This window comes from Rhizobium sp. TRM95796, from assembly GCF_025779995.1.
Classification (GTDB): domain Bacteria; phylum Pseudomonadota; class Alphaproteobacteria; order Rhizobiales; family Rhizobiaceae; genus Rhizobium_E.
In genome coordinates this window covers 53,733-70,797 of record NZ_JAOXHE010000002.1, presented here as the reverse complement: position 1 = coordinate 70,797, position 17,065 = coordinate 53,733, and the positions used below count along the sequence as shown (strand labels likewise).

Annotated in this window: 5 protein-coding genes; 4 read left to right on the top strand and 1 reads right to left on the bottom strand. The window is 64.2% G+C overall.

Going from position 1 to position 17,065, the window contains the following annotated elements:
- The first annotated feature begins 253 nt into the window (after positions 1 to 253).
- From OCK01_RS06385 to OCK01_RS06370, 4 genes are all read left to right on the top strand, one after another.
- Positions 254 to 9,532: a calcium-binding protein gene (locus tag OCK01_RS06385; RefSeq protein WP_263823402.1), complete on the top strand. Its 9,279-nt coding sequence runs from the start codon at positions 254 to 256 to the stop codon at positions 9,530 to 9,532.
- A gap of 126 nt (positions 9,533 to 9,658) precedes the next feature.
- Positions 9,659 to 10,048 (top strand): DUF6165 family protein, encoded by a 390-nt coding sequence (locus tag OCK01_RS06380; protein ID WP_263823401.1) that lies wholly within the window; start codon positions 9,659 to 9,661, stop codon positions 10,046 to 10,048.
- Between the two features lie 37 nt (positions 10,049 to 10,085).
- Positions 10,086 to 15,101 (top strand): tetratricopeptide repeat protein, encoded by a 5,016-nt coding sequence (locus OCK01_RS06375; RefSeq protein WP_263823400.1) that lies wholly within the window; start codon positions 10,086 to 10,088, stop codon positions 15,099 to 15,101.
- Between the two features lie 10 nt (positions 15,102 to 15,111).
- Complete coding sequence (locus OCK01_RS06370; RefSeq protein WP_263823399.1) at positions 15,112 to 16,638, top strand: tetratricopeptide repeat-containing glycosyltransferase family protein; 1,527 nt, start codon at positions 15,112 to 15,114, stop codon at positions 16,636 to 16,638.
- On the opposite strand, the gene OCK01_RS06365 is transcribed toward OCK01_RS06370, so the two are convergent.
- Positions 16,625 to 17,062 (bottom strand): YqaA family protein, encoded by a 438-nt coding sequence (locus tag OCK01_RS06365; RefSeq protein WP_263823398.1) that lies wholly within the window; start codon positions 17,060 to 17,062, stop codon positions 16,625 to 16,627. The two genes, OCK01_RS06370 and OCK01_RS06365, sit on opposite strands and share 14 nt — an antisense overlap.
- Positions 17,063 to 17,065: the final 3 nt, after the last annotated feature.

The window sequence follows — 17,065 nt, the reverse complement described above, 5'->3', positions numbered from 1 at the left end:
CACTTCAGGCGTCCGGGCTGTGCTTAATTTAGGTCGCGATGATAAAATAACCGCCACTCATTGCGCCTGAATCGTCGCCGTGTGTAAATCAGTTTATTAAAATCCTAGGCGGCAAAAATGCTCTTCACTAAGTGAGCCTTATTGAAAATATTGAAGAATTTTAATCGCGACATGCTTTCTAGTACCTATACGGTAAGTTTTAAGTAATCATTCCCGCATACGATGCCCCCAAATACGCAAAAGGGGCTGTATCATGGCGATTAGAAGTAAGACCGTAACTGTCAGTAGCCTGGCCGAGGTCACTGGCACCTCCAAGTCCGAAATCATTCTCATCGACTCCTCGGTCTCCGGATCGCTGGATTTGGCGGGCGGCACCGACAGCCTCGCGCTGGACGGCTCCACGAACAAGCTTACGCTCACCAGCGTCGAAACCGTCAGCGGGGGCGCTGGCGATGACGACATTACGTTCGCAACGTCGCAGAAGGCGGTTGTCGATCTCGGGGGCGGCGACGACGAACTGACCTTGACGGCGATCTCGACCGTCAGCGTGGCGAACATCGAAACCTTGACGGGCAGCACCGGCGCCGACAACGTGACCTTCACCGCCGCCGCTCGCGGCGTCGAAGTGAACATGCGCGGAAGCAACGACAAGGTCACGCTCGGCAAGTTCAACAACACCGTTTATCTCGAAAAGGTCGAATCGATCGTCGGCGCCGCCTCTTCCGACATCGTCTATCTCGACGGCGCCTATAACAGCGGCAAGATCGACCTCGCCGCCGGCGACGACAAGCTCATCATCGACGAGAACGGCGCGACCGTGACGATCTCGAACGTCGAGACGGTGATCGGCGACGAAGCCGACGATAAAATCACGCTCGGCCTCGTCACGAAGAAGATCAACCTCAACCTCGGCGCCGGCGACGATACCGTCATCATGGCGAAGGGCGCCAACGCGATCAGCGTCAAGGGCGTGGAAAACATCACCGGCAACACCGGCGTCGACGCCGTGACCTTCACCGGTCGCGCCTATGACGTCGAGGTCGATCTGGCCGGCGGCAAGGACAAGGTCGTGCTCGGCGCCTTCGCCAACGAACTGACTGTCTCCAACGTCGAAACCATCGAAGGCGGCAGCAAGGACGACAGCGTCACCGTCGACGGCGCGATCAGCGGCACGGTCAAGCTCGGCGCGGGCGACGACACTCTGACGCTCGACACCGACGGCGCCACGATTTCGGTTTCCGACATTGAAACGATCGTCGGCAAGAGCGGCGACGACACGGTGATCTTCACCGGCGCGGCCAACCTCGCCATCGACCTGGCCGGCGGCGACGACACGATCACCCTCGCCAAGGCGTTGAACACCCTCACCATCTCCAACATCGAAACTGTCAATGGCGGTCTCTCCAACGATGTCGTGGTGGCCTCGACCATCCTGACCGACGCTGTCATCAAGCTCGGCAAGGGCAACGACTCGCTGACGCTCGGCAACTTCCAGAACTCGCTGTCCGTCGCCGACATCGAGACCATCACCGGTTCGAATCAGAACGAATATATCAAGCTCACCGCCGGCATCACCGGCGGCGCTTATGATTTGGGCGGCGGTTCGGATACGCTGGATCTGTCCTCCGGCGCGGTCAGCCTCACGGTGTCCAACACCGAAACGATCACCGGCGGCGCCAAGATCGAGCGTGTGACCCTCGGCACCGCTGCTGAAGGCGTGTCCGTCGATCTCGGCGCAGGCAAGGACCAGCTCACTCTCGCCAACGCGACCAACACGGTCACCGTTGAAAATGTCGAAACTGTTACCGGCGACGCCGGAGCCGACAAGGTTATCGTCGAGGGAGCGGCTGCTGGCGTCACCATCGATCTGAAGACCGGTAACGACATCCTTGATATCAGCGCTGCGGGCGGGACCTTCACTGTTTCGAATGTCGAGCAGATCACGGCTGGCGTTGCGACGAATGTCGATGTCGTCACCCTCGGTTCTCAGCTCGCCGGCACGATCGATCTCGGCGGCGGCATCGACAAGCTCACGCTCGGCGGCTACCTCAATACGGTGACGCTCGCCAATATCGAAACGGTCATCGGCGGAAAATCGGCCGATATCGTCGTCGCTTCGGATGTCGCCGATTACATGGTGCTCGACCTCGGCGTGGGCGTCGACACGCTCGACATCTCGGCCACGCTGTCGGCCGGCACGTTCAGCGTCACCAATGTCGAATCGATCATCGGTGGCGGCAATGACGACATCGTCGCCGTCTACGGCGCGATGAAGACCGCGACAGAAATCAATCTGGCCGGCGGCGCCGACACGTTGTCGCTCGACAATGCGACAGGCACCTTCTCGGTGATGAACGTCGAAACCGTAACCGGCGGCGCGTCGGTTCAGTCGATCATCGTCGCCTCCGACATGACCGGCGGCACGATCGACCTCGGCGCCGGCAACGACACGGTTTCCTTCACCGGGTCGAGCCACGCGACCGCCACAGTCACCAATGTCGAGACCATTTCCGGTGGCGCAGGCGATGAAACCATCACGCTGGGCGGCGCATCGGCTGTCACCGGCGCGACCATCAATCTCGGCGGTGGCGACGACACGGTCACATTCGGCGCGAATGGCGGCACGATCACGGTCAGCGGCGTCGAAACGGTTGCCGGCGCGGCGGGCTCCGACTCGGTCGTCTTCGCGACGATCGTCGATGATCGCCTGGTTGATCTCGGCGGCGGCGCCGACAAGATCACGCTCGGCAACTTCCTGAACACGCTCACCGTGGACGAAGTCGAAACCATCGTCGGCGGCAAGAGCGCTGATCTCGTCTATGTCACCGGCGCAATGACCGGCGGATCCTATGATCTCGGCCTCGGCGTCGACCTCGTCGATCTGTCCGCCACGTCGTCCGACGCGACGCTGTCGCTCAGCAATGTGGAAAGCGTGGTCGGCTCCGACAACGGCGACACCATCACCATCCTGACCGCCCAGAGCGTTCTGACGATCGATCTGGACGATGGCGACGACACTCTGACGCTGAACGCGGGCGGCACCGCCACGATCAGCAATGTCGAGACCATCGAAGGCGGCGCATCCACAGACGTCGTGGTTCTCGCAACCGCGGCCGACGGCGCGAGCGTCGATCTGGGCGGCGGCAACGACTCTCTGACCCTGTCCAACAACGCCAACTCGCTGACCGTGACGGATGTCGAAACGATCACCGGCAACGCCGACAGCGACTACGTGATCATCGACAGCGCCGCATCGGGCTCGACCGTCAATCTCGGCGCCGGCTCCGACACGCTGGAAGTGTCCAACGGCGGCAGCTTCACGATCTCCGGTGTCGAAACCTACACCGTCACCGGCGGAACTTCGGTCGACCTCGTCACCCTGGCGGGCGCCGAAACCGGCATGACCCTGTATTTCGGCGACGGCGCCGACAAGCTGACTCTCGCCGCTGCAGGCGCGACGGTCACCGTCGACTCGATCGAAACGATCACCGGCGGCGCGTCCATCGACATCGTCACCCTGCTCGACACCGAGACCGGCGCGACCATCGACCTCGGCGCGGGCGCCGATGCGATCTATGCCGACGGCCCCGGCGGCGTGACCCTTACGGTCGCCAATGTGGAAGTCATCAGCGGCAACTCTGGCGATGACGACGTCATGGTCACCGGCACGGCGACCGGCATGTCGATCAACCTCGGCAACGGCGACGACATGGTCGAATTCTCCTCGACCGCGGCCACCGTCACCCTGGAAGGCGTGGAATCGGTCGTCGGCGGAGCCGGCATCGAAGTGATCACCTTCACCGACGAGCGCGACGGCGACTATATCGACCTCAAGGCTGGCAACGACGCGATCGTGCTCGCCAGCGCTGCGAACTCTCTGACCATCGCCAATGTCGAAACCATCACCGGCGGACGCGACGACGATTACGTCGTTCTCGACGGCGCAACCACGCTCACGGGTGATTTCGGCCTCGGTTCGGACACGCTTGACTTCCTCTCCAGCGGCACTGTCACCGTCTCCGGTCTGGAGACGCTGACGACGACCGGCGCGAACAACCAGGATGTGACGCTGAGCGCTTCGGCGACCGGCCTGACCATCTACTTCGAGGACGGCGTCGACAAGCTGACGACCTCCAACTTCGGCGCGACGGTGACCCTGGACGGCGCAGAAACCATCACCGGCGGCTCCGGCAAGGACAAGATCACCTTCAGCACCGACGTCGTCGACGGTTCGGTCATCGATCTCGGCGATGGCGTCGACAGCGTTACGGTCGCGAGCGGCGAATATCTGCTCATCACCGTCGCCAATGTCGAAGCCGTCACCGGCGTCGGCACGGCTGCCGATGAAATCCATGTCACCGGCTCCTCCGACGGCATGACCATCAGCCTCGATGCCGGCAGCGACGTCGTCTACTTCGACGACGCCAACGTCACCGCAACGCTGACCGATGTCGAAGTCGTCCACGCCAGCAACAGCGTCGAAGTGCTGACCTTTGCGAACAGCATCGCCATGGCTGTCGATCTGGAAGGCGGCTCCGACTCGATCACGCTCGCCTCCGCCGGCAACACGCTGACGGCGACGGCGGTCGAAACGATCAACGGCTCGTCGGGCGTCGACCTCATCACCCTGGGCGGCGTATATGCCGGCGGCTATATCGATGGCGGCGCGGGCGCGGATGTGCTCGACTTCGACACCAACAGCGCAACGCTGACGATCGCCAACATCGAAAGCATCGCGGATGCCGGCGGCAACGACGTCATCACCGCGGCGACCGTGATTAGCGGCATCAACCTCGATCTCGGCGCGGGCAACGACTCGCTGCAGCTGACTGTCGGCGGCAACAACTTCAGCGTCACCGGCATCGAAACCGTCACCGGTTCGTCGGGCATCGACTCGATCATCCTGACGGCCACCGATCAGCTGACCATCTCGCTGGTTGAAAACGTCACCGGCTCTTCCGGCAAGGACGACCTGATCGTCGTCGGCGCCGCGACCGGCCTGACGGTGGACCTGGCCGCAGACGACGACCAGATCACCTTCGACGGCACGGGCAACGTCACCGCGACGCTGTCCAACATCGAAACCATCGTCGGCGGCGCGTCCAGCGAAGTTCTGACGATCCTCACCCAGGTGACCGGCGGCGAAATCGATCTGGGCGGCTCTGCGGCAGACAAGCTGACGCTGGGCAACTTCGCCAACACGCTCTCGGTCGCAAACATCGAAAGCGTGGTCGGCGACGCCGGCAACGACGTGATCTACACCTCGGCGGCTGCCGATATGGTCCTCAACCTCGCTGGCGGCACCGATACGCTCACGATCGAGCAGGGCGGCACCATCACGGCGTCTGGCATCGAAGTCGTCACCGTCACCGGCGCGAACAGCGACAACATCATCCTGTCCGGCGCTGAAGCCGGAATGGCAATCTACGGCGGCGCGGGCATCGACACGCTGACCACGTCTTCGCTCGGCGCGACGCTGACGGTCGACGACATCGAAACCATCACCGGCGGCGCGAGCATCGAAATCGTCACGCTGGTCGACGGCGAAGCAGGCGCGGTGATCGACCTCGGCGCCGGCGACGACACGATCAACGCCAATGCGGGCGCTTCGGCGGGTATGACCATCACGGTCGCCAATGTCGAAACCATCAACAGCGGCGCTGAAGACGACAAGATCACGGTGACCGGCGGTCATACCGGCATGGTGATCGACGGCGGCGCGGATGACGATTGGGTCATCTTCGACGCGACCGCGCACACCACGGCAACGCTGACCAACGTCGAAACGATCGAAGGCGGCGCGAGCATCGAAGTCATCACCCTCGGCTCGGGCATGACCGACCAGGTCGTCGACCTCGGTGGCGGCGACGACATGCTGACGCTGGCTGCTGTGAACAACAGCTTCACCGTCACCAATGTGGAAACGGTCGTGGGCGTGGCCGGCGATGACTACATCATCGTCGACGACGCTGCCGATGGCACGTTCTCGCTCGGCGCCGGCGCCAACACTCTGATGTTGAACGACGGCGGCACGGTGACCGTGAGCGGTGTGGACACCTTCACGGTGGCGGCGGGCTCCAATGTCGACATGGTCGTGTTGAGCGGCGCTGAAGCCTCCGGCAAGTACTACTTCGACGGCGGCGACGATGCGCTGACCACCAGCAACAGCGGCGCGACCTTGACGGTCGATGCCGTCGAAACGATCACCGGCGGCACGGGCGTCGAAATCATCTACTTCGAAGATGGTGTGACCGGATCCTACATCAACCTCGGCGCCGGCGTCGACGAAGTCACGCTCGTCGGCTCTACCGCCGGAACGTTCACCGTTGAGAATGTGGAATCGGTGTTCGGCAATGCAGGCGACGACGTCGTGACCGTGAAGGGTCTGAGCCAGGGCATGACCCTGGAGCTCGGCGGCGGCACCGGCGACAGCGTCGACTTCACCAATGCGGCCGCGACTGCGACCCTGTTGGATGTGGAAGCGATCACCGGCGGCGCGAGCACTCAGGCGATCACCATCAACAACTCGGTGGCTATGGCGATCGACCTGCTTGGCGGCGGCGACGCTCTGACCTTGGTCGGAAGCGGCAACACGCTGACGGTGAGCAATGTCGAGACCGTCACCGGATCGGCCGGGGTGGATCTCATCACCCTCGGCGCTGCCTATGAAGGCACGTTCGACGGCCAGGGCGGCAACGACTCGCTGACCACGGCTGCAGGCGGTGCGACCATCACGATCGCAAGCATCGAAACGGTCACCGGCGCGGCGGGTGATGATCTCATTACCTTCAGTGTCGCGGCTTCGGGCGTGGAAATCGACCTCAAGGCCGGCGCCAACTCGGTGACGCTCGCCAACTTCACCAACTCCATCAACGTCACCGACGTCGATGTGGTGACGGGTGGCACGGGTACGGACACCATCGTCCTCGACGGCGCCCAGACGATCACGGTGGCTTCGGTCGAAACCGTGACCGGCGGATCCAGCGAAGTCGACAAGGTGTATGTCAACAGCGGCGCGACCGGGCTGACGATCGATCTCGGCGGCGACGCCGGCGACAACGTGGTCTTCGGTGACTTCAACGTGACGGCCACTCTCGACGGCGTCGAAAGCTTCGTCGGCGGCGCGAGCATGGACATCATCACCATGCTGAGCGGCATCACGGCGCAGCTCATCGATCTCGGGGCCGGCAACGACTCGCTGACCCTCGCTGCAGCGCCCAACACGCTGACGATTGCGGGCGTCGAAACGCTCGTCGGTTCCTCCGGCGCCGACACGATCACCTTGTCGGCGGCCTATACCGGCGGCAATCTGGATGGCGGCGTGGGCATCGATAGTCTGACGCTGGCTGCTGCCGGCGCCACCGTCACCGTGTCGAACTTCGAAACCGTGACCGGCGGGGCCGCCAACGACCTCATCATTGTGGCCGCGGCGGCGACCGGCGAGCTCTACACGCTCGGCGCCGGCGATGACAAGATCGTCCTCGGCAACACCGCGAGCGACATCTCGATCATCGCGGTCGAAAGCGTGGTCGGCGGCACGGACATCGACGTCATCCGCCTCGATGCGGCGGCGACGGTCACCATGGCCAATGTCGAGACTGTGGTCGGCACGACCGGCGACGACAAGATCGTTATCACCGGCGTGGCGACGAGCCTCACCCTGGGCCTCTTCAACGGCTCCGACACTGTCGACTTCTCCGCGGCTGCCGTGACGGCGACCTTGGACAGCGTCGAAACGATCATCGCCGGCGGCAGCACCCAGGTGCTGACCATCGTCGACCAGATCGATGCGGCAATCGACCTGCTCGGCGGCAAGGATAGCCTGACCTTGGCCAATGGCGGCAACACGCTGACGGCGTCCAACATCGAAACGATCACGGGCGGCACCGGCGCCGACCTGATCAAGATCGCGGCGGCTCTCACCGCCGGATCGGTCGACGGCAGAGCCGGTACCGATGTTCTCGACATCTCGACGGCGGGCGCCACGATCTCGGTCTCGGACGTCGAAAGCATCGTCGGTTCGGCCAACAAGGATGTGGTGACATTCTCGACGGCAGTGGTGGGCGACGACTTCGATCTGGCGGCGGGCCGCGACAAGATCGTGCTCGGCGACTTCTCCAACGACATCACCGTCGCCAATGTCGAAACGATCACCGGTGGCACAGGCGTGGATCTCGTGACCTTCGCCCAGGCCGTCACGGCGCTGACGATCGACCTCGGCGCCGGCTCCGACAAGCTGACGCTGGATGCGGCCCTGGGCGCCACGATCACGGCGGCCAATGCAGAAACCATCACGGGCGGCTCCGGCAACGACCTCGTCACCATCTCTTCGGGCGGCGCGGAACTCATCGACCTCGGCGGCGGCACGAGCGATCGTCTCTCCTGGTTCGACGCGGGCTTCACCGGCACTGTGGCCAATGCGGAAAGCCTGGTGGGCGGCTCCGGCGCCGACATCGTGACGATCTCCGGCGCTGCGGCGCTGGCGTCGGCGGACTTCGGCGGCGGCAATGACAAGATCATTCTCGACAACGCCACCAACGGTCTGACGATCGTCAGCATCGAAAGCGTCACCGGCGGCACCGGCGACGACACGGTGACCATCGGGGACGGCGGCGCTTATGGCGGCTGGTTCGACTTCATCTCGGGCGGCGACAAGCTGATCGCGAATGACAGCGGCTCGGTCTTCACGGTGTCCAATGTCGATACGGTGACCGGCGGAACGGGCTCGGATGTCGTGACGCTCGCGGGCGGCACCGGCGGCATCTTCAACCTGGGCTCCGGCAGTGACACGATCGTGATGGGAGCCTATGACAATACGGTCACCATCTCGGGCGTCGAAACCGTCACCGGCGACACCGGCGCGGATACGATCAGCGTCACGTCGTCCTTCACCGGCCGCGTATCGCTGGGCGGGGGTACGGACTCGATCACCTTCAGCGCTGCCGCAACCGGCACGTTCACGGCGGTCGAGCTGATCACGGGCAGCGGTTCCGCCGACACCTTCACCCTGACTTCGGGCTATTCCAGCTCGACGGTCGACGGTGGAGCGGGCGCCGACACGGTGATCCTCTCGGGTGACACCACGGATGTGACCTTCACCAACGTGGAAACCATCACCGGCTCGACGCGTATCGACGAAATCGTCACGACCGGCTCTCAGGGCGCGGTGGTTTCCCTCGGCTCGGGTGGAGATATCTTCACCTCCGGCGCGGCGGACGACACTGTCACCGGCGGCGGCGGCCTGGACGAGTTCCACTTCAACGTGACGACGAACGCCGGCAATACCGACGTCATCACGGACTTCGCAGTGGATACCGACGTGATCTACCTCGAGGGCGGCTCCGGCTCGCTGACCTATCTCGGCGACAACAGCGGCTGGACCTCCAGCGGCGCGGCGGAAGCCCGCTTCGTCACCGCGACGAAGCTGCTCGAAGTCGACACCAACGGCGACGGTTCGGCGGATCTCAGCATCAAGCTGTCGAACATCACCGCCGGCAAGCTTAGCGAAACCGACATCAGCTGGTCGGTGTAACGGGCGAAGCCTCGAATTAAGGGGAGGGCGCGGAGCGATCCGCGCCCTTTTCGTTTTCCGTTTTCGCCTCGCTCCCTTAATCTCGCGAACCGACGATTATGATTCTTGATAAGCGAGGAAGAGACGATGATCGAAGCACCCGTGTCCTGGGGGGAGTTGGTCGACAAGATCACCATCCTGCAGATCAAATCCGACCGGATGACCGACGAGGCGAAGCTGGCCAATGTCCGCAAGGAATTGGCGCTGCTGACCGAAAAGCTCGGCGACCATGCGCGCAATGACGAGGTCTCCAGGCTCACCAAGGCGCTCTACGACGTCAACGCCGCCCTTTGGGACATCGAGGACGATATTCGCGATTGCGAAAACGCCGGTGATTTCGGCGATAAATTCGTCCAGCTTGCCCGTTCGGTCTACATTACAAACGACAAACGCGCCGAATTGAAGCGCGAGGTCAACTTCGCGCTAGGGTCGGGCCTTATGGAGGAGAAATCCTACCAGAAATACAAGGTCCAATAAGGCGGGTCGCCGCCGGACGAACAGGAGCGAAGAGAGCATGGGCGGGGAGATGACCGGGGTCGAGCGCTATTCCGTGGAAGATTGTCGGCGAATGCTCGGCGACGGAAAGGTGGCGGAAAGTCTGGCGGCTCTGGAAGATCTCTCCCGGCTCAATCCCACCGACGCCTCCGTCTATCACTATATGGGGGTCGGACTGCATCTTTCGGAGCGGTCGCTCGATTCGCTCGATTATTTCAGGCGCGCGCTCGAACTCGACGCGACGCAGGCGAGCGTCTGGCAGAATTATGCGACCGCCTTGCTCGGGGCCGGTTTGGTCGAAGACGCGGTCGCGGCGGCGCAACAGGCGGTGGCGCTGCGGCCTTCGGGCGTCGGCGGCTATACCAATCTCGGCGTGGCCCTGTCCCGCGCAGGACGGCTGGCGGAAGCCTATGAGGCCGTCGCCAGGGGGCTGGAGATGGAGCCCGGCAATGCCGGCCTTCTTGTCCAGGCGTCGCAAGCGTCTCTCGATCTGCACGAGAAAGGCCGCGCCCAGCAGCTGGCCGCCGCCGCGCTGAAAGCTGCGCCCGAGAGCCCCGAAGCCCATCTGGCGCACGGCGCGGCTCTTCAGTCGCTCGGCCGCGACCGCGAAGCGCTGGCGGAATTCGAGTGGGTGCTGCAGCGAAATCCCTTGCAGAAGACCGCGTTCATCAATGGCGGCGCATCGCTGCGCAATCTCGGCTTGATCGACGCCGCCATCAATCACTATGTCGAAGGTCTGAAGCATTGGCCGGAATGGGAGTTGCTCCGCTATAATATCGCGGTGAACCGGCTTTATCGCGGCGATTGGCTGCAGGCTTGGGACGATTACGAATTAAGGCTCAGAGTGTCGTCGGCGCTCGAAAAGAGCCCGGTGTCGAATGCGCCGCTCTGGTCCGGTCAGGAATTGCCGGAAGGTCGGCTGGTCGTCGTACACGAACAGGGATTCGGCGACGTTTTCCAGTTCCTCCGCCTGCTGCCTGCGGCGCGAAAGCGCGTCGGGGAACTGGTCTTCGTCTGTCATCCGCGGATGTTCAACATTCTCTCGCGCCTCGACGTCTTCACCAACGGCGACATTCGGTTGCGCTCCGATGTCGAGCCGTTGCCGGAGCATGACGCCTGGTTGCCGCTGATGTCGCTGCCGCGGCTCGCGCGGCTCGAACCCGGCAATGTGCCCATCGGTGTGAGCCGTTTCCGCGTCGAAGAGGAGCGGATGGCGAAATGGCGCCGGTTCGGGCAGCGCGGCGAATCCAAGACTACATGGCGGATCGGCCTGTGCTGGCAGGGCAATCCGAAGACTGCGGTCGATATCGGCCGGTCCATTCCGCTCGCCGCCATGGCTCCGCTGACGTCGCTGTCGGACCGGGCGAATTTCATCTCGCTGCAGCGGCATTACGGTCTCGACCAAGCGGTTCCCGACGGCCTGCGCATCCTGTCTCCGGGCAGTGACTTCGATGCGGGTGACGAGGCTTTCGTCGACACGGCGGCGATGATCCTCTCGCTCGATCTCGTCATCACTTCGGATACGGCGGTCGCGCATCTGGCGGGGCTTCTGGGCAGGCCGGTCTGGCTCTTCCTGAAAAAGGCGCCGGATTGGCGCTGGGGCGGCGAGGGGAGCGTGACGCCGTGGTATCCCAATATGCGGCTGTTTCGTCAGAAAGAGGCCGGCGACTGGCGTCCGCTTTTCGAAGAAGCCGCAGCCGATCTCGAAGCCCTGTTCGGGGAGCTCGGTCAGGATTATGGTGATCGCCCGGTTCAGGACGGCGTCAAGCTGCACGGTCTCGGCCAATTTCAGAATGCGATCGCGATTTATGGCAAGGCGATCGCCTATCGGCGCGGCGACGCCCATTTGATGAACCTCAACGCCATGGCGCTGCTCGAAGGCGGCCGGCGCGGCGCGGAGGCGGCCCGCAAAGGGCTGCCCTTCGCCTTGCAGTCCGTGGCGCTCGCGCCTGGAACCGCCGACTATTGGAGCAACCTCGCGGTTCTGCTGGACGGTCTCGGCCAGCGGGCCGATGCCCGCCGCGCGCTTGGTTTCGCGCTCGCCGTCAATCCCTCGCATACGCCGTCGCAGGTTTCCCTCGCCAAGCGCGAATCCGCCGAGGGCAAATATGCGGAGGCGCTGGCGCGGCTGGAACCGGTCGCCAAGCGCGAACCGAAGTCGATCCCGGTGTTGACCGCGCTTTCGTCGGTCTACACCGATATGGGCAACCATCTCGAAGCGGAGCGGGCGATGCGCCGCGTCGTCGACCTCGAGCCGGAGAACGCCAAGCTCTGGGTCCAACTCGGCGCGACGCTCAATTCCGCCGCGAAATTCCGGGCGGCGGCGGAGGCATGGGAGCAGGCGTCCTTCCTCGATCCCAAAAACACCGACGCATTGTCCAATCTCGGCGTCTACGAGCGCAATCACGGCGAACTCGGCCTGTCGCTGTATTACCAGCGCCGCGCCGTCGCCATCGATCCCAAGCATGCCGAAGGCTGGAACAATCTCGGCATCGCCGAGATGGAGGGCGATGACGACGAGGCGGCCAAGCGCGCCTTCATGACCGCCATCAATGTTCGTCCCGGTTATGCCGACGCCCATCTCGCGCTCGGCATGGCGTTGCTCAACGAGGGCGATTACGAGCGCGGCCTCCAGCATTACGAATGGCGGCTGAAATCCGAAAAGCTCGGCCTGATGGCCAATCGCCCGCGCGTGCCGCTCTGGAACGGCAGTGACCCGAAAGGGCTGAAGATCCTCCTGATGGCCGAACAGGGTTTCGGCGACGCTTTCCAGTTCTGCCGCTATGCGACCTGGTTCAAGGAGCGCGGCGCCGACAAGGTCTATATCGCCTGCCGCTCCGTCATCGGTCATCTCCTGAAGACCGTGCCGGGCGTCGATGGCGTGTTCGGCGATGGCGACAAGCTGCCCAAGACCGACGCGATGGCCTATATGATGAGCATGCCCGGCCTGACCGGAATGCGGCTGGAGACGATCCCGTCGCGTGAAAGCTATTTCACGGCCGATCCCGAACGGGTGACGAAATGGGCGGAATGGCTGGCGCAAAAGCCGGGCTTCCGCGTCGGCATCGTCTGGCAGGGCAATCCCGATCCCAAGGTGGACAAGGGTCGATCCTATCCGCTCACCGCGCTCGAACCGCTGGCGCAAGTGCCGGGCGTGCGGCTGATCGCTCTCCAGAAGGGCAAGGGCGAGGAGCAGATCGATGCGCTCGACGGCCTGTTCGAGGTGGAGCGCCCCGGCCCTGACTACGATGCGGGCAAGCAGGCTTTCGCCGACACCGCCGCGATGATGATGAATCTCGATCTCATCGTCACCTCCGACACCGCCGTCGCCCATCTCGCGGGCGCGCTCGGCCGTCCTTGCTGGGTCGTGCTGAAGGCGCATCCGGAATGGCGCTGGCTGCGGGACCGTTCCGACAGCCCCTGGTATCCCGAAACGCGGCTGTTCCGCCGCTTCGCGGGAGAGGTGGAGCTCAAGCCTTTCGCCGCCGTGATGGGACGCATCGCGGCCGCGCTGCAGAAACTGGTCGACGGCGACCTGTCGCAGCATCGTGTCGCCGCGCCGTCGACGCCGGGAGAGATCAAGCCCTTCGATCCCTTAGCGGCCTACAACGCCGCGCATGAAGCCCAGCGCAGAAACGACTTCGCAGCCGCCCAGCAGGGTTTCTCCAGCGTGCTCGGCTACAAGAAACTGCGCCCGAGCGCGCTGCATATGCTGGGGGTCAGCGCTCTGCATCTCGACCGCAACGCCCAGGCCGCCATGCTCTTCCGCGAGGCCGAGCGTGAAGGCGAAAACTCGCCGGAATTTCTGACCAACTATTCCATCGCGCTCCGGCGCCTGAACCGGCAGCAGCAGGCGATGAGCCTGTTGTCGCGCGCCATCGCCATCAAGCCGACGGCCGAGGCGCATCTGTCCTACGGCAACATCCTTCGGGACGCGACCCGCTTCGAGGAGGCGGTGGAGCAATACCGCGCCGCAATCCGGCTGAAGCCGAAACTGTCCAAGGCCCATCGCGGCCTGGGCAACGCCATGCGCGATCTCCATCGTCCGGCCGAATCGCTCGCGGCCTTCGACATCGCCCGGTCGCTCGACGGCGAGGATCTCGATCTGATCCTCGATCACGCCCACGCCAAATTGTTCGCCGGCGATTTTCCCGGCGGCTTCCTGGATTACGAAGCGCGCTGGGGCAGCAAGGAAATGCGCAAGCGCGACTTCAGCGTGCCGCGCTGGGATGGCTCGCCGGCGCCCGGTCGGGTCTTGCTGGTTCACGGCGAACAGGGCTTCGGCGACAATATCCAGTTCATCCGGTTCGTCTCGGAAGCGGCGCGCCGCGTGGGCAAGGTCTTGCTGGAAATGCGCGGACCTCTGCTCAACCTGTTCGGCTCCATCGATTTCGGGCCGAACGTGGTGTTGATCGAGCAGGGCCGCAATCGCCCGCAGATGGACCTCGAAGTGCCTATCCTCAGCCTGCCACTGGTTTTCGGCGTCACGGTCGACACGGTGCCGCCGCCGCCGATCTTCAACATCGATCCCGCCCGCGTGGCTGCCTGGAAGAGCCGTTTCGCCGGCGACGCCTTGAATGTCGGCCTGATCTGGCAGGGCAATCCCAAGGCTCGCGCCGACGCCGGCCGGTCGCCGCCGCTGTCGGCGCTGGAGCCGCTGTTTGCTGTTCCAGGCGTCCGTTTCGTCAGTCTGCAGAAGACGGACGGGCTCGAACAGATCGCCGCCTGCGACTTCGCCCGCTCCATGCTGGTTCCGGGCGAGGACCTCGGCGATTTCGCCGAGACGGCCGCCGCCATCCTGGCGCTCGACCTCGTCGTGTCGTCCTGCACCGCGACCCTTCATTTGGCGGCCAGCCTGGGCGTGCCGACTTTCGGCCTGTTGAAATATCACGCCGACTGGCGCTGGCTCAACGAGCGGTCGGACAGCCCCTGGTATCCCGCGCTGACGCTGTTCCGGCAGACTTCCGTCGGAGACTGGGCGGGGGCGGTCGCGCCGGCCGCCGAACGCCTGGCGGCGATCGTGGCGGCCCGGTGAGGAGGCTGTGATGACGGCGCAACCGCGGCAAACCATGAACGAACAGGACGTGCAGGCGCGGCTCGCCCGCGCCGTGGACCTCCACAAGCGCAAGGATTATGCCGGAGCCATCGCCATCTATCGCGAAGTCCTCGCCTCAAATCGCGGTCATTTCGACGCTCAGTCGCTGATGGCTTCGGCCCTGAGGCAATCGGGTCGCCTCGACCAGGCCTTGCAGATCTTCGACGATCTCGCCGCGATGCAGCCGGCGCGTCCGGAGTTCTGGTTCAATCGCGGCAACGCGCTGACCGACGCCGGACGCTTCGAGGAGGCGATCTCTTCCTATCGCAATGCGATGCGGCTTGCGCCGCCATCCGCGCAGACGCTTTGCAACCTCGCGATCGCCTTGGCCAAGAACGGCGAGCTCGGCGAGGCGGAAGACGTCTATCGTCGGACTCTCGAGCTGGAGCCAGCTCACAAGGTCGCATTGCACAATCTCGGCAATCTCCTCGTCGACAGCGGCCGTTCGCATGAGGGGATCGCGCTTCTGCGCCGCGCGACCGCGCTTTGGCCCGATGCCGCCGAAGGCCACTACAATCTCGGCCTCGCGCTGATGCGGCTGGGCGATTTCGCCAACGGCTTCCGTGAATATGAATGGCGCTGGCAGACCTCCGATTTCAAGGAGCGTCCGAGCTATCGCAACATTCCGGAATGGCAGGGCGAGCCGCTCGCGGGAAAACGCCTCATCGTGCATGGCGAGCAGGGGCTCGGCGACACGATCCAGTTCGCGCGCCTGTTGGGATTGGTTGCGTCACTGGGTGGTGATGTCGTGTTCCACGTGCCGGAAAAGCTGGCCGCGCTGATGTCGTCGCTGCCGTTCCCGGTCAAGGTGACGGGGACCCATGGCGCATCGGACGGCGATTTTCACACGGCGCTGCTCAGCCTGCCGCACCGGCTGAAGCTGACGCTGGGGGCGGTCCCTTCGATGTCCGCCCATCTCACCGCGCCGGTCGAGGCAGTGTCGGCCTGGAAGAGCCGTCTCGGTGACGACGGACGCCGGATGATCGGCCTGGTCTGGAAAGGCAATCCCAATTCGCCGGCCGAGAAGGGCAGGAGCCTTTCGTCGCCCGATGAATTGGCTCCGTTCGCGGCGATCCCCGACGCCAGGCTGATCGCTCTGCAGAAGCTCGATCGCGACGAGCTCGAGCCGACCGATTTCGGAACCGGCTGGCGCGTCAGGAGCGTGAGTTATCTTCTGGAGCATCCCGGTCCCGATGCGGATTCGGGTCCGGACGCTTTTGTCGATACGGCGGCGATCATGACCAATCTCGACCTCGTCGTCTCGGTCTGCACCGCGCCGCTGCATCTCGCCGGCGCGCTCGGCCGACCCACGATCGCGCTGTTGCGCGCCGTCCCGGACTGGCGCTGGCAGACCTCGGGCGATGCGACGCCCTGGTATCCGACGATGCGGCTCGAGCGTCAGTCGGCGGGCGAGACCTATCAGCCGGTGATCGCCCGGGCCGCAGCCCGCGCTGAAGCGATGCTCAGGCCCAATTGAGCGCCACCGCCGCCACCACCAGATAGCGGCCGATCTTGGCGATCGACACCAGGATCACGAAGGGCAGGAGAGGTTCGCGCAGCACGCCGGCGATCAGCGTGATCGGGTCGCCGATGATCGGCGCCCAGCTCAGCAGCAGGCTGTAGCGCCCGTATTTCTGATACCAGCGTGAGGCGCGGTCGAGTTGCGCCGGACTGGCCGGAAACCAGCGGCGGCCTCCAAAGCGTTCGATGCTGCGGCCGAGCGCCCAATTGATGACGGATCCGATGATATTGCCGAGGCTGGCCGCCGCGATCAGCAGCGGAATGGAATGGTCCCCGGCGATCAGCAGGCCGGCGAGCAGGGCTTCCGATTGCATGGGAAGGATCGACGCGGCGCCGAAGGCGGCGAAGAACAGGCCGCCATAGACCGCGATGTCCATCACGCT

Excerpts from the sequence above, each read along its gene's own strand:
- OCK01_RS06370 (WP_263823399.1), top strand. The coding sequence starts at position 15,112 with ATGACGGCGCAACCGCGGCAAACCATGAACGAACAGGACGTGCAGGCG.
- OCK01_RS06380 (WP_263823401.1), top strand. The coding sequence starts at position 9,659 with ATGATCGAAGCACCCGTGTCCTGGGGGGAGTTGGTCGACAAGATCACC.
- OCK01_RS06375 (WP_263823400.1), top strand. The coding sequence starts at position 10,086 with ATGGGCGGGGAGATGACCGGGGTCGAGCGCTATTCCGTGGAAGATTGT.
- OCK01_RS06385 (WP_263823402.1), top strand. The coding sequence starts at position 254 with ATGGCGATTAGAAGTAAGACCGTAACTGTCAGTAGCCTGGCCGAGGTC.